Annotated in this window: 17 protein-coding genes; 9 read left to right on the forward strand and 8 right to left on the reverse strand. The window is 49.2% G+C overall.

Annotation, left to right across the window (positions count from 1 at the left end; translation table 11 throughout):
• Window positions 1-2 precede the first annotated feature (2 nt).
• The 7 genes from XMG48_RS00590 (at window position 3) to ribA (ending at window position 4,883) form a co-directional block, all read left to right on the forward strand.
• The gene (locus XMG48_RS00590) at window positions 3-668 is read left to right on the forward strand and encodes a riboflavin synthase (protein ID WP_173480130.1); all 666 of its coding nucleotides are present in this window, start codon (window positions 3-5) and stop codon (window positions 666-668) included.
• 13 nt (window positions 669-681) lie between these two features.
• Window positions 682-1,797: a bifunctional 3,4-dihydroxy-2-butanone-4-phosphate synthase/GTP cyclohydrolase II gene (gene ribBA / locus XMG48_RS00595; RefSeq protein ID WP_173480131.1), complete on the forward strand. Its 1,116-nt coding sequence runs from the start codon at window positions 682-684 to the stop codon at window positions 1,795-1,797.
• 6 nt (window positions 1,798-1,803) lie between these two features.
• On the forward strand, window positions 1,804-2,277 hold the full coding sequence (gene ribE / locus XMG48_RS00600) for a 6,7-dimethyl-8-ribityllumazine synthase (protein WP_173480132.1): 474 nt from the start codon (window positions 1,804-1,806) through the stop codon (window positions 2,275-2,277).
• Between the two features lies 1 nt (window position 2,278).
• Window positions 2,279-2,752: a transcription antitermination factor NusB gene (nusB, locus tag XMG48_RS00605; protein ID WP_173480133.1), complete on the forward strand. Its 474-nt coding sequence runs from the start codon at window positions 2,279-2,281 to the stop codon at window positions 2,750-2,752.
• A complete protein-coding gene (thiL, locus tag XMG48_RS00610; RefSeq protein ID WP_173480134.1) occupies window positions 2,752-3,720 on the forward strand; it encodes a thiamine-phosphate kinase in 969 nt (322 codons plus the stop codon). Before nusB ends, thiL begins: the two co-directional genes overlap by 1 nt.
• Window positions 3,713-4,186 carry a phosphatidylglycerophosphatase A gene (locus XMG48_RS00615; protein ID WP_173480135.1) on the forward strand — a complete coding sequence of 158 codons (474 nt, stop codon included), beginning with the start codon at window positions 3,713-3,715 and terminating at the stop codon, window positions 4,184-4,186. The genes thiL and XMG48_RS00615 overlap by 8 nt, the downstream gene beginning before the upstream one ends.
• An 85-nt stretch (window positions 4,187-4,271) precedes the next feature.
• Window positions 4,272-4,883, forward strand: a complete 612-nt coding sequence (gene ribA / locus XMG48_RS00620) for a GTP cyclohydrolase II (protein WP_173480732.1) — start codon at window positions 4,272-4,274, stop codon at window positions 4,881-4,883.
• Window positions 4,884-4,944: 61 nt separating this feature from the next.
• Here the strand turns inward: ribA and XMG48_RS00625 are convergent, their stop codons facing one another.
• The 6 genes from XMG48_RS00625 to XMG48_RS00650 form a co-directional block, all read right to left on the reverse strand.
• Window positions 4,945-6,714 (reverse strand): 1-deoxy-D-xylulose-5-phosphate synthase, encoded by a 1,770-nt coding sequence (locus tag XMG48_RS00625; RefSeq protein ID WP_173480136.1) that lies wholly within the window; start codon window positions 6,712-6,714, stop codon window positions 4,945-4,947.
• Window positions 6,714-7,586 carry a polyprenyl synthetase family protein gene (locus tag XMG48_RS00630; protein WP_254443533.1) on the reverse strand — a complete coding sequence of 291 codons (873 nt, stop codon included), beginning with the start codon at window positions 7,584-7,586 and terminating at the stop codon, window positions 6,714-6,716. Before XMG48_RS00630 ends, XMG48_RS00625 begins: the two co-directional genes overlap by 1 nt.
• 11 nt (window positions 7,587-7,597) lie before the next feature.
• Window positions 7,598-7,840 (reverse strand): exodeoxyribonuclease VII small subunit, encoded by a 243-nt coding sequence (locus XMG48_RS00635; protein ID WP_173480138.1) that lies wholly within the window; start codon window positions 7,838-7,840, stop codon window positions 7,598-7,600.
• A 59-nt stretch (window positions 7,841-7,899) separates the two neighbouring features.
• Complete coding sequence (locus XMG48_RS00640) at window positions 7,900-8,676, reverse strand: sulfite exporter TauE/SafE family protein (RefSeq protein WP_173480139.1); 777 nt, start codon at window positions 8,674-8,676, stop codon at window positions 7,900-7,902.
• Between the two features lie 91 nt (window positions 8,677-8,767).
• Window positions 8,768-9,073 (reverse strand): cytochrome c5 family protein, encoded by a 306-nt coding sequence (locus tag XMG48_RS00645; RefSeq protein WP_173480140.1) that lies wholly within the window; start codon window positions 9,071-9,073, stop codon window positions 8,768-8,770.
• A 145-nt stretch (window positions 9,074-9,218) separates the two neighbouring features.
• On the reverse strand, window positions 9,219-9,404 hold the full coding sequence (locus XMG48_RS00650; RefSeq protein WP_173480141.1) for a hypothetical protein: 186 nt from the start codon (window positions 9,402-9,404) through the stop codon (window positions 9,219-9,221).
• Between the two features lie 137 nt (window positions 9,405-9,541).
• On the opposite strand from XMG48_RS00650, the gene XMG48_RS00655 reads away from it, so the two are divergent.
• Window positions 9,542-10,045, forward strand: a complete 504-nt coding sequence (locus XMG48_RS00655) for a methylated-DNA--[protein]-cysteine S-methyltransferase (protein WP_173480142.1) — start codon at window positions 9,542-9,544, stop codon at window positions 10,043-10,045.
• Here the strand turns inward: XMG48_RS00655 and XMG48_RS00660 are convergent.
• Window positions 10,042-10,488, reverse strand: a complete 447-nt coding sequence (locus tag XMG48_RS00660) for a type II 3-dehydroquinate dehydratase (protein ID WP_173480143.1) — start codon at window positions 10,486-10,488, stop codon at window positions 10,042-10,044. The two genes, XMG48_RS00655 and XMG48_RS00660, sit on opposite strands and share 4 nt — an antisense overlap.
• Window positions 10,489-10,894: 406 nt before the next feature.
• On the opposite strand from XMG48_RS00660, the gene XMG48_RS00665 reads away from it, so the two are divergent.
• Window positions 10,895-11,650 carry a sulfite exporter TauE/SafE family protein gene (locus tag XMG48_RS00665; RefSeq protein WP_173480144.1) on the forward strand — a complete coding sequence of 252 codons (756 nt, stop codon included), beginning with the start codon at window positions 10,895-10,897 and terminating at the stop codon, window positions 11,648-11,650.
• Between the two features lie 113 nt (window positions 11,651-11,763).
• Here the strand turns inward: XMG48_RS00665 and XMG48_RS00670 are convergent, their stop codons facing one another.
• Window positions 11,764-12,630 carry a shikimate dehydrogenase gene (locus tag XMG48_RS00670; protein ID WP_173480145.1) on the reverse strand — a complete coding sequence of 289 codons (867 nt, stop codon included), beginning with the start codon at window positions 12,628-12,630 and terminating at the stop codon, window positions 11,764-11,766.
• Between the last annotated feature and the right edge of the window lies 1 nt (window position 12,631).

Raw genomic sequence — 12,631 nt, forward strand, 5'->3', positions numbered from 1 at the left:
AGGTGTTTACCGGAATTATAGAAGCGATCGGTACCGTCGCTGCCAAACAAGAGGTTGGTGGCGACCTTCGATTGACCTTAGCAACGGGTCAATTGGATATGTCTGATGTGGCATTAGGTGACAGTATTGCCACCAACGGGGTCTGTCTCACCGTCATTGAGTATGATCAGCAACATTTCACGGCCGATGTTTCGCAAGAGAGTCTGGCACATACTCGATTGATGGATCTGCAACCCGGTGAAGCGGTCAATCTTGAAAAAGCACTGCTGCCAACAACCCGTCTAGGCGGGCACTTAGTCTCTGGACATGTCGATGGTGTGGGTAGCATCGCTTCCATTGAGCGCGATGCCCGCTCAGTGCGCATCGCCGTCGACATGCCAAGCTCGTTAGCTCGCTATATCGCGCCGAAGGGATCGGTTACAATAGACGGCGTAAGTTTGACGGTGAACAGTGTTGATGCAGACAGTTTTCACCTCAACATTGTGCCTCATACGGCAGATACGACGATCATTAGTCAGTATGAAGTGGGGCATGGTGTTCATATCGAAGTGGATATGATCGCTCGCTACTTAGAGCGTTTGCTTCAAACGAAGCAGGAATCTGAATCGTCCAGTGAAGGGATTTCATTGGAGATGTTGGCCTCTGCAGGCTTTATGCACAGGCGTTAATTTAGGAGTGGATATGCAATTAAACAGCGTCGAAGAGCTACTCGACGACATTCGCCAAGGTAAGATGGTTATCTTGATGGATGATGAAGATCGTGAGAATGAAGGTGATCTAGTGATTGCGGCCGAAATGGTGCGTCCAGATGACATCAACTTCATGGCGAAGAATGCCCGCGGTCTAATCTGTCTTACCCTGACGCGTGAACACTGTGAACGTCTGAACCTACCGCTGATGGTGCAGAGCAACGGTGCAGCCTACTCCACCAACTTCACGGTCTCTATTGAAGCTGCTGAAGGTGTGACCACGGGTATATCAGCCGCTGATCGTGCCCATACTGTGCGTACAGCCGTGCGGGGTGATGCTAAACCTGAGGACATCGTTCAGCCGGGTCACATCTTCCCATTGATGGCGCAACCAGGTGGTGTTCTAAGCCGTGCCGGTCATACAGAAGCGGGTTGTGATCTAGCTCGTATGGCAGGCATGAGCGCAGCGTCTGTGATCGTCGAAGTGATGAACGAAGATGGCACCATGGCGCGTCGTCCCGATCTTGAGATCTTTGCTAAAGAGCACGGTTTGAAGATCGGTACCATTGCGGATCTAATCCACTACCGTACGACTAATGAACAGACAGTGACGGTGGCAGACACCGGTTCACTGGAGACAGATTACGGTCAATTTAATTACACGACCTATAACGATGAGATCCTCGGTTGTACCCACCTTGCACTTCACAAAGGTGATATCAGTGCTGATGAGCCGACTATGGTTCGTGTACACAACCGCTCTGAAGTTCTGCGTGACGTGGTTGGCGTAGCTGAGGAGAGTGAAGCTAAGTGGACACTGCGTCGCGCACTAGAGCGTATCGCTGCAGAAGGTAAGGGTGTTGCCCTGCTTCTGGATAGTGGTAATCGCATCGATCTTGGCGACTCTATCAGCCAGATCACCAGTGGTTCTAAACCGTCTAAAGTGAATGTCAGCGCGTCCGGCGCTTACCTGACAGTAGGTACAGGTTCACAGATTCTACGTGATCTTGGGGTAGGTAAAATGCGCCTGCTCAGTTCACCAATGAAATTTAATGCAATCTCAGGCTTTGATCTTGAGATTGATGAATACATCCCTTTTGCAGAGTAAAAGATCATGAGTGTAAAAGTAGTTGAAGGCGATTTTGTCGCTGCAAATGGTCGCTACACAATCGTTGTTGGCCGTTTCAATTCATTTGTCGTAGAGAGCCTATTAGAAGGTGCTATCGACGTTCTTAAACGCCACGGCGTTTCTGAAGATAATATCCGCATCGTTCGTGTACCGGGTGCGTTTGAGATTCCATTGGCGGTTAAGCGCGTCGCTCAACAGAAACAAGATGATGCAATCATCGCACTGGGTGCGGTAATTCGTGGTGGTACGCCACACTTTGAGTACGTCTCTAACGAAGCGTCTAAAGGTGTAGCCCAGGTATCTCTCGACTTTGATATCCCAGTTGCAAACGGCGTTCTGACAGTGAACTCTATCGAGCAGGCAATCGAGCGCTCTGGCACGAAAGCAGGTAACAAAGGCGCTGAAGCCGCGCTATCAGCTGTTGAGATGGTGAGTCTTCTTCGCCAACTTGAGGTTTAAGATGAGCGAAGAACAGGCTCCTAAGCGCAAAAAAGTCTCTAATACAGAGAAGCGTCGCAACGCTCGCAGCTTTGTGCTGCAGGCACTCTACTCTCAAGAGCTGACAAAAAACCCAACGAATGAGGTAGAGGCTCATTTTCGTGTCGACAACGACATGAGTGAAACCGATGTACCGCTCTTCTCTGAACTGTTGCAAGGCGTGAATGCGCAAAAAGCAGAGCTTGATCAAGCGTTTAACATCTATCTGGATCGTAACGTCGAAGAGTTAGATCCGGTGGAAGTGAGCGTACTTCGTATCGGTGCTTATGAGCTGATCAATCGTATCGAAGTCCCTTATAAAGTCGCTATCAACGAGAGCGTTGAGTTGGCGAAAATTTTTGGGGCAACCGAGAGCCACAAGTACGTTAATGGCGTCCTCGATAAGCTGGCGCAAAAAGTCCGCGCTGTCGAGATCAAAGCCAACCGCGGTAAGTAATGCCAGGCGAATTCGATCTGATTCGCCGCTATTTTGACTCCATCAGTGGCGATCATCCCAGTGTTCAACTCGGCATTGGTGATGATTGCGCTCTGTTAACGTCCAGTCCCCATACCGAACTCGCTATCTCTGTCGATACGCTGGTTGAAGGTGTTCATTTTCTACCGGACATCGATCCAGAAGATTTGGCGTGGCGATTAGTTGCCAGTAGTGTCAGCGACTTGGCGGCAATGGGGGCATTCCCCAAATGGCTGACACTTGCCTGTACACTGAATGGGCCTACGCGAGAGTGGTTAGCAGCCTTCTCAAAAGGTTTAGCAGAGGCCTGTCATCACTACTCACTGATATTGGTCGGCGGGGATACCACCTCAGGGCAACAACAAGTGTTTACGGCTCAGGTGCATGGAGAGGTTCCGTTAGGCATGGCGCTTAAACGTAGCGGTGCTAAAGCTGGCGATGCCATTGTGGTCAGCGGCACTCTAGGCGATTCCCGAGCCGGATTAGCGCTATTAACTGCTGAGTGTGAAAGTGGGTCTGATTACCTACTTGAACGCTACTATCGCCCAACCGCGCGACTTGCGCTGGGTGAGGCGCTGCGTGGAATTGCGAATTCAGCCGTGGATGTGTCGGATGGTCTATTAGCGGATCTTGGGCATCTATTAACCGCTTCGGGTGTTGGGGCAGAGATCCATACTGAGTCACTACCTCTATCAGCCGACATTAAAGATCTTGCCCCAGATTTGGCAGAGAGATGGGCGCTTTCAGGCGGTGAGGATTTTGAACTCTGCTTTACACTTCCACAGGATAGAGTGCCTGAACTTCAACAAATCAGTGAACGTCTAGCACTACCCCTGACTCTAGTAGGCAAGATCACACAACAAACAGGGATCACACTGTTGAAATCGGGCGAACCTGTGCCTCTGCCTGCCTCATTGGGTTTCAACCATTTTGGAAACGAACATGAATAGAGCGCCTGCCAGTATCTGGCGAAACCCCATTCACTTTTTAGCCTTTGGTTTGGGCAGTGGTGCCGCGCCAAAAGCACCCGGCACCGTCGGTACGCTTGCGGCCATTCCTATTTGGTACCTATTCAACGATTGGGCACTGATACCCTATCTTTTATTAATGTTGGTGACCTTTTTATTGGGTTGCTGGTTGTGTGGCAAAACCTCAGACGATCTGGGTGTTCATGATCATGGCGGCATTGTCTGGGATGAGTTTGTTGGCCTATGGATTACCTTTATTGCGCTTCCGACGGGCTGGGAGTGGGTCGTGTTCGGGTTTGTGATGTTCCGTCTATTCGATATCTGGAAGCCCTGGCCGATAGGCTGGGCAGACCGACGCGTCTCGGGTGGCCTAGGCATTATGTTGGATGATCTATTGGCTGGATTGATGGCGCTAGGGGTCGTGCAAGCGGTAAACTATGCTGTATAGCAATCTGCTTTAGTGATCTGGTCGTAATACCTTTCACTAATTCAGAGGTAAAGATGCAAGGATGCATCGAATTGAGGATAAGATTTTGGATATTAAACTGATAGCGGAATGTAAATTGCCAATGCCTATGGGTGTATTCCGTATGGTTGGTTTCGAAGAGGTCGAGAGCGGTAAAGAGCACATCGCGCTGGTATACGGTGATGTTGCAGGTGACGAACCCGTTCTAGCCCGCATGCACTCAGAGTGTCTAACAGGTGATGCCTTGTTCAGCTTGCGCTGTGACTGTGGCTTTCAACTGCAAGAGGCCCTAAAGCGCATTACCGAAGAGGGCAAAGGCGTTCTGCTCTACCTACGCCAAGAGGGCCGTGGTATCGGTCTTTTGAATAAGGTCAAAGCCTACAACCTGCAAGACTCTGGCTGTGACACGGTAGAGGCCAATGAGCGCTTAGGCTTTGCCGCTGATATGCGTAACTACTCAATGTGTCAGCCAATGTTGGATGCGATCGGTGTTAAGAGCGTTAACTTAATGACCAACAACCCGCGTAAAGTCGCTGCACTCGAAGAGTATGGTGTGAATGTCTCGTCGCGTGTGCCACTGCAAGTCGGTAAGAACCGCTACAACGAGCACTACCTAGAGACGAAAATGGGTAAACTCGGTCATATGATGAGCGAAGTGCATTTCAAACCGGATGCTTAATGGCATAGGTTGGTACTGATTTGGTGCATTGATAAACCTCAGCAGCAGTGCTGGGGTTTTTTTAGGTCTGTAGAAAGTGCTCTATCTGCTCTCGAATTGAGTCAGCATCTAAGCCGGCATCTTGTAACTGTTCATCCCGAGTCGCATGCTCAATCCAACGATCGGGAATGCCAAGGTTAAGACAAGATAAAGTTTGGCCATTGTTAGCTAGCCACTCATTCACAGCACTGCCCGCTCCGCCCGCAATAGCCCCATCTTCGAGGGTAATAAAGTGAGAGTAAGTATTTACTAGCTCTTTGAGTATCGCTTCATCGAGTGGTTTGACGAAGCGCATATCGATTAAGCCAAGATCCAACTGATCAGCGACCTGCTCGGCAATGGGTAACAGAGGGCCAAAGTTGAGTATGACGCCACCTTTGCCAACTCTTACCAACCGGCTTTGACCCATGGCTAAGGACGCTAATGGAGTTCTGCTCTTAACGCCTTCGCCTCGAGGGTAGCGGACCACAGCACAGCCATTGTATTGGTAGCCTAGAGTCAGCATCTGCTGCTGCTCATCCAGTGTGGAGGGCGTCATAATGACAACCTCGGGTAGCGAGCGAAGCATTGGGATATCGAAGATACCTGAGTGGGTTGGACCATCTTCCCCAACCAATCCTGCACGATCTACAGCGATCAAACAGTCGAGATTTTGCAGGGCGATATCGTGGATGACCTGATCCAAAGCGCGCTGCAAAAAAGTTGAGTAGATTGCCAGAACCGGTTTCATCCCACCTACCGCAAGGCCGGCTGCAAAGGTGGCTGCGTGCTGTTCTGCAATGGCAACATCAAAGTAACGTGTTGGGTATTGGTCAGCGAATTGCACAAGGCCAGAACCCTCCCTCATGGCCGGGGTAATCGCGACTACTCGAGGGTCACTTGAAGCAGTTTCACAGATCCATTGGCCAAACTGATCGCTGTATTTCAGATTAGGAGCACTGATCTCTGATGGTTTTTCCAGTTTAGTGATGGCGTGATAGCCGACCGGATCCTCTTCAGCTGGCTTAAACCCAAACCCCTTACGAGTTCTAATATGCAGGAATTGAGGCCCTGTTTGGCTCAATGACTGCTTAAGGGCAGGGATTAATTGGCTCAGGTCATTACCATCAATAGGGCCAGAGTATTCAAAGTTCAGTGCTTCAAATAGAGGCATCACAGGGTTAGTGGGTGCTTGCTCACGTAGATTCTTGGCTAGATAGGTGGCCAATCCCCCTTGGTTGGGCGAGATCGACATGTCGTTATCGTTCAGAATGACGAGTAGATTCGCATCAGTATGTGCTGCGTGGTTGAGTGCTTCAAAGGCCTGACCAGCCGTCAGAGCCCCATCACCTATAACAGCCACCGATTTACGATCATTGCCTTGCAGTGTGTCGGCAATCGCCATGCCGAGAACGGCGCTGATAGAGGTGCTGGAGTGCCCAGTGCCAAAGCAGTCGTAAATACTCTCAGCTCGATCGGGAAAGGGAGTAAGCCCCTCTCGTTGCCGTATGTTAAGCATCGCCTCACGACGACCCGTCAGAATTTTGTGCGGATAGGCTTGGTGACCTACATCCCAAACCAGATGATCGTCTGGTGTGTCTAATAGCTGGTGAAGCGCTAGTGTCAGTTCGACAACCCCTAGTCCGCCACCAAGATGTCCCCCAGTCTGACCGACACAGAAGAGCAGATAGAGACGTAACTCATCCGCTAGCTGCTGTAATTGGCCCAGATTCAACCCTTTTAAATCTGAAGGGGAGTCAATCTGGTCCAACAGTGGAGTCGCAGGACGTTGTGTGGGGATATCAGTAATCATTAATGGTTACGGGCAATGACAAAATCAGCAAGGGCTATTAATGACTGGTTACGTTCACCGAAGGTTTCTAGAGCTTCAATCGCCTGTTGGTGCAATTCATTCAACCACTGCTTGCTTTGAGTAAGCCCAATAAGTGCAGGGTAGGTGGCTTTGTCTCTCTCTTCATCAGAACCTTGGGGTTTGCCCAGTTGTTCTGTGGTGCTTTCGATATCTAAGATGTCATCTTGAATCTGAAATGCTAGTCCAATCTTTTGCGCGTAACGATCGAGTGCCTCTAGATCCGTATCGGTAGCATTACCACTGGCTAAAGCGCCTAAACGCAGAGCTGCACGAATGAGTTCGCCCGTTTTAGCTGCGTGCATGCTTTTCAGCTGCTCTAGACTCAGTCTTTTACCCTCTGAGCCTAGGTCAAAGGCTTGTCCATCAACCATACCCAGATCACCACTGCATCTAGCTAGGGTATGAACCATCTGTAACTGAGTGGACGCTGGTAGTGCATCAATAGGCTGGCTGAGCAGTTCAAATGCCCAGGTTAGCAGTGCATCACCGGCTAATATGGCGGTCGCTTCATTGAACTGGATATGGCAGGTTGGTTTGCCGCGGCGCAGCTCATCATTATCCATAGCCGGTAGATCGTCATGCACCAGTGAATAGCTGTGAACGCACTCCAAAGCACACGCGGCCGTATCCGCTTGCTCAATTTGTCCACCTAGTAACTCAGTGGCCAGGTAGACCAGCGTGGGACGAAGGCGCTTGCCTCCATTCATCAGGCTGTAGTGCATCGCCTGATGAAGGCTAGGGTCAATCCCGTTACGTTCAGCTAAACGTCGACTGAGCTCAGCTTCAACTCTCTGTCGGTACAGGGCTAACATCGGTTGCGGCATTAGGCTTGTTCAGATTCGTTAAACGGTTGTTCAACCAGCTCGCCGGATTGCTCTGTTAGCATCACGACTTTCTGTTCGGCCGATTGCAGAATGTTTTGGCATTCGCGGGTCAGGCTGATCCCCTCTTCAAAGGATTTTAGTGCCTCTTCGATAGAGAGATCCCCCTTCTCCATCTCTGAAACCAGGGCTTCTAACCGTTTTAGGGAGCCTTCGAAGTCCGTTGTCTGTTTGCTTTCTGCCATGATTACTCAGTCCTTAAATTTAGGGAACCTGCGAACAAGTTTTGTAGTATACCCTGTCCTTAAGCAAAGGTCCGTGCAATACCTATGGTGCTGGTAATGATCAGTACTGTGCCAATAATTTTGAAGAAACGGGCGGAATCGGTCTTGACCAGATAGCGGTGCAGCTTTTGCCCAAGAAGGTGGCCGATGAATGCGCAGGGCAGCAACCAGAGGTGGTGGATTAACTGCAGATCGACGCCTACGACAAAGAAGGATCCCATCTTGATAACCACCAGAATGAACCAGAGAACAAACAGAGTATCGCGCAGTTGCTCTTTAGCGACATGGCTAGCGTAGACGGCCATGACCAGTGGCGCTGCAATCAAAGAAGTACCACTGACATAGCCTCCCAGCATTAAGAAGAGGTTATCGATCCAAGCGGAGTTGCTTTTAAAGGGTTTATTAAGAATGTAACCAATTGAATAGACGATGACGATGACAAAAATTAGCCCAGACATGATCTCGTTGGGCAGTGTTAAGAGCCCGAATACCCCAATCAGCTTCGGGATAATCATCACTTTTAGGGTTTTCTTCAGATAGGGCCAATCGACATTCTCTTTGAGCCCACTGGTTCCCAAACGCTTCGCTTTGAAATGATTCCCCAGCGTAATAGCCCCTGAAAAGATGAGCAGGTGCACGGCGATTATGGGCAGAAAGATGAGGGGATCATCAACGATTAACAGCAGAAACGGTAGGGCGAGTACGGCACCACCAAAGCCAAGGCCGGTTCGAACAAAGCCGCTCCAGACAAAGATGAGTGCAATGAGAAGGTATTGCCACCAGATTAGATCAGACAAGCTGTACCCCGAGAGTTTTTAAGAGCCGCTATTGTATGCCAGAAAACAAAAAACCGGCACTAGGCCGGTTATTTGTAGAGACGTCTAAAACTTATTTAGAGGAATCTAGCATGTGTTGGATAGCGCCCTGAAGTTCAGCATCAGAACAATCCATGCAAGTACCCATTGGAGGCATTGCGTTGATACCCGTCTTAGCAGTCGCTAGAAGCGCATCGATACCTTTAGCGGCACGTGGAGCCCATGCTGCAGCGTCACCCATTTTAGGAGCGCCAGCAACGCCAACCATGTGACAAGCTAGACAGTATGTGTTGTATACAGTTGCGCCATCACGCTCAGCCATTGCAGTTGCAGGAACCATAAGAGCAGCGGCTGTTAGGCCAAGTAGAGTCTTTTTCATTATATCCACCTCAATTCATGAACTTTCGTTTGCTCTTATGGAGCTAAATTTAGCTTAGAGCGCCCGATCGAATAAGTTTATAACCAAAGGTTCGTGTAAGTCCAATTAATCTACGAAGATGAGGGGCTATTGGAGCAATTAGCGTCTAAAGTCGCATCGCAAAGCTGGCTTGCGAGTGTTGAGCTAGACCTCTTTTAGAGGTTTCATGCTCTCGTTCGATCTTTTTCAACGCAGCATCAAGATCGGTGCGGTCAATATTAGGTTGGTTTTTAAGCTCAGAAACGTTAAAGCCACGATGGTGCATTCTTACTAGCGCATCACTATGATTCATTGTGCAGCTACCTTTTTATCGTTTATCAATTTAGTAGCGTGATTAAACGCCTTAAACATGACAGTTTGGTGACGTTTGCGTTAACAATTTATAACGTTGGGCCTATCTCCTTTGTGGATTAATATCGAGATGACAAAATGATAAAACTGATCAACGACTCAGATGTGATGGTTTCTGAACAGGCCCAACACTCTTGTTATAAAGAGACTACAGCGGGTCTGCTTAAAATAGTTTGGTGCGAACAGGGAATTTTAGAGAGCTCCTTCGTCGATGCAGAGGCCATCCCACCCAATGAGGATTACTGTCAATTTAAGCAATTCATCCTCACTAACGGTGGTCAGTTACCTTTGATCGTCTCTGGTACAGATTTTCAAAAGGCGGTCTGGCAGCGGATTGCTGTTAGCAAAGTAGGTGAAGTGTTGACTTATAAACAGCTAGCGGAAGAGGTTGGTAAGCCAGCAGCGGTTCGAGCTGTGGGTAGTGCTCTAGGTAAAAACCGACATGCCTATTTAATACCTTGTCACCGTGCGGTGCGTTCTGACGGGGGATTAGGGGGCTTTCGTTGGGGGGTGGAACGAAAAAGCCACCTGCTTACATTAGAAGCCGGTGGCCTTGATTTGGTTAAGCAGATTCTTGCTTAGGCTTTAAGCGCATCCGCTGCTGCGGTAATACCCAACTTGTAGCTGGTCAAACCAAAGCCTGATATCTGACCAATAACGACCTGTGAGAAGACCGATTTATGTCGGAACTCCTCGCGCGCGTGAACGTTGGACATGTGCACCTCAACGATAGGGCCTTTGTCTTTGAATATCGCCAACGCATCGGTGAGACCGTAGCTGTAGTGAGTCCAAGCACCTGCGTTGATAACGATCGCATCAACATCTTCCAAAAAGGCTTGATGAATTTTGCGTGCCAGCTCACCTTCGATGTCTGTCTGGTAGCACTCAAGCTCACACCCCTGCTCAGCAGCCCAATTAGCTGCGGCCGATTCGATATCTTGCAGCGTAAAGGTGCCGTAATGTTTCGGGTCACGCTTGCCGAACATTGCGTGGTTGATGCCGTGAAGCAGAAGTATTTTTGCCATGGTTCTATCCTTAACTGTTTGCCAGACAACTGGTCGCTTTGGAAGCCTGCGAACAAGTCCATGGCATCTCAGGCTTACAGTCAAATTCATTATCAAGGCGTGTTTTCGAAGGCCTAGCGGGCTAAGTCGAGAAAGCACAACGCTGAAGATGGATTTGACTGTAAGCCCCGCAGGGCGTGACCTGTAATGTGCATCTACTGTGTTGCTCTTCTTGCTAAGGACTACGGCCATTAGCGGCAAAAAGCGCCTTGTATCTACACATTTCAGATCTCGCTGAGATGCTATGGACTTATTCGCAGGCTTCCTAGTCTAAGATCCTGCCGCATGAGTGCAACATCTTTTGTACATAGATTGAAAAAGAGCCGTATACTTTGAAGCTCTTTATGTTCAGTGCAGGTTTCCCTAATTGATTGAATTTGGAAGTACAGCCTTTGTCATTGCGTTGATTGCCGCCTGGTTTGTTGGCCTATCAAAAGGTGGATTGCCCATCATTGCTATGTTGTCGGTGCCGATCCTCTCCCTAGTGATGTCACCTATGACGGGTGCCATTCTGTTGCTACCCATCTATATCATCAGTGACATGGTGGCGGTGTGGCTCTATCGAAAACACTTTTCAATGATCAATCTGAAAAATCTTATCCCCGCGGGTCTGCTAGGGGTGTTTATTGGTTGGGCAACGGCATCCATTGTCTCTGATCAGTTTGTCGCCCTGCTGATCGGTATTATGGGCCTCACGTTTGTCTCCTATATCTGGTTTGGAAAGCGCCAAGTAAAAGAGGCGAAAAAACCGACCAAAGTGGGCGGTTGGATCTGGGGCACCATTGCCGGTTTTACCTCGTTTATCTCCCATACTGGTGGCCCACCCTTTCAGGTCTATGTTCTGCCACAAAAACTGGAGAAACTGGTGTTTGCCGGGACAGCAACGCTCTTCTTTGCTGTGATCAACCTCTCAAAACTGCCACCCTACCTAGCGCTTCGTGGCTACTCCACAGAGGATTTAACGCTGGCGCTTTGGATGGTGCCCAGTGCACTGTTGGGTACCTTTATGGGGGCTAAGCTGACTAAGATTTTGAAGGATCGATGGTTCTTTGGCTTAGTAGAAGTCGGACTGTTGCTGGTCTCTATAAAGCTGATCCACGGAGTAGTAATCGACTCATTATGAGTAACATTGGTGACAGGCTTCAGCCTGTCATCCGCATTCTTGTTACGCTCAGAATTAGCAGGTGCTGATAAAGCGGATGACTGGTTAAAACCAGTCACCGGAGCGATGGCAAACTATTTTAATTTAATAAACGTGCTCTGAATATCAAACTCTTCAATAAAACGTCCCAACGCTTCATGCCCATCCGCTTTGATGCCAGCAAAGGTATCAAAGGCATCAATGCCCTGGTGGAAGAAGAGGTCAAAGCCACTGACGATATCTAAACCCGCTTCGTGTGCAGCAGTCAAAAACTCAGTCTCTAATGGGACATAGACCGCATCAAACGCCCACTCTTGGCCACCAAATAGTTCTGGATCAAGTGGGATACCTGGTGTAGCGTAATGTCCTACGGGCGTACAGTTGACCAAACCGTTTGCGGCTTTAGCTGTTTCGGCTAGCTGCTCTTTAGAGATAACCTCAGCGTTGTACCCTTTAGCCCGTACTGCAGCCGCTAACGCTTCAGCCCCTTCAATGTTCAGGTCAAAGATGTTCAGCTTAGTTGCGCCACAATGGAACAGTCCAAAGGCAACCGCACGTCCGACACCGCCGGCGCCTAGCATCAGTACTTCACCTGCTGGCTTGTCACCACGTTGAGCTTTGTAGCCGTGAATAAAACCGGTGTAATCCGTGTTTGTTGCCTTTACAGCACCATTGGCTAGGTAGAGTGTATTGGTTGCACCTACTTCACGTACCGCTTCATCGGGCTCATCAACGAACTCAACGGCAATGGATTTGAAGGGGAAGGTGACGTTGCAACCGGTAAATCCATCATTACGAAGTGATTGAAGCATGGTTTTAAATGCCTCTTTGTCACTTTGACCCGGATCCTTCAAGTCGTAAGAGACATCAAAGCCATAGATATCGCCCAACATCTTGTGCAGGAAAGGGGCACGCGATTGTGAGATTGAGTTACCGATTAAACCCAGTTTAAGTTGCTTCATA

The sequence above is a fragment of the Marinobacterium sp. xm-g-48 genome (assembly GCF_013282925.1).
Lineage (GTDB): Bacteria > Pseudomonadota > Gammaproteobacteria > Pseudomonadales > Balneatricaceae > Marinobacterium_E.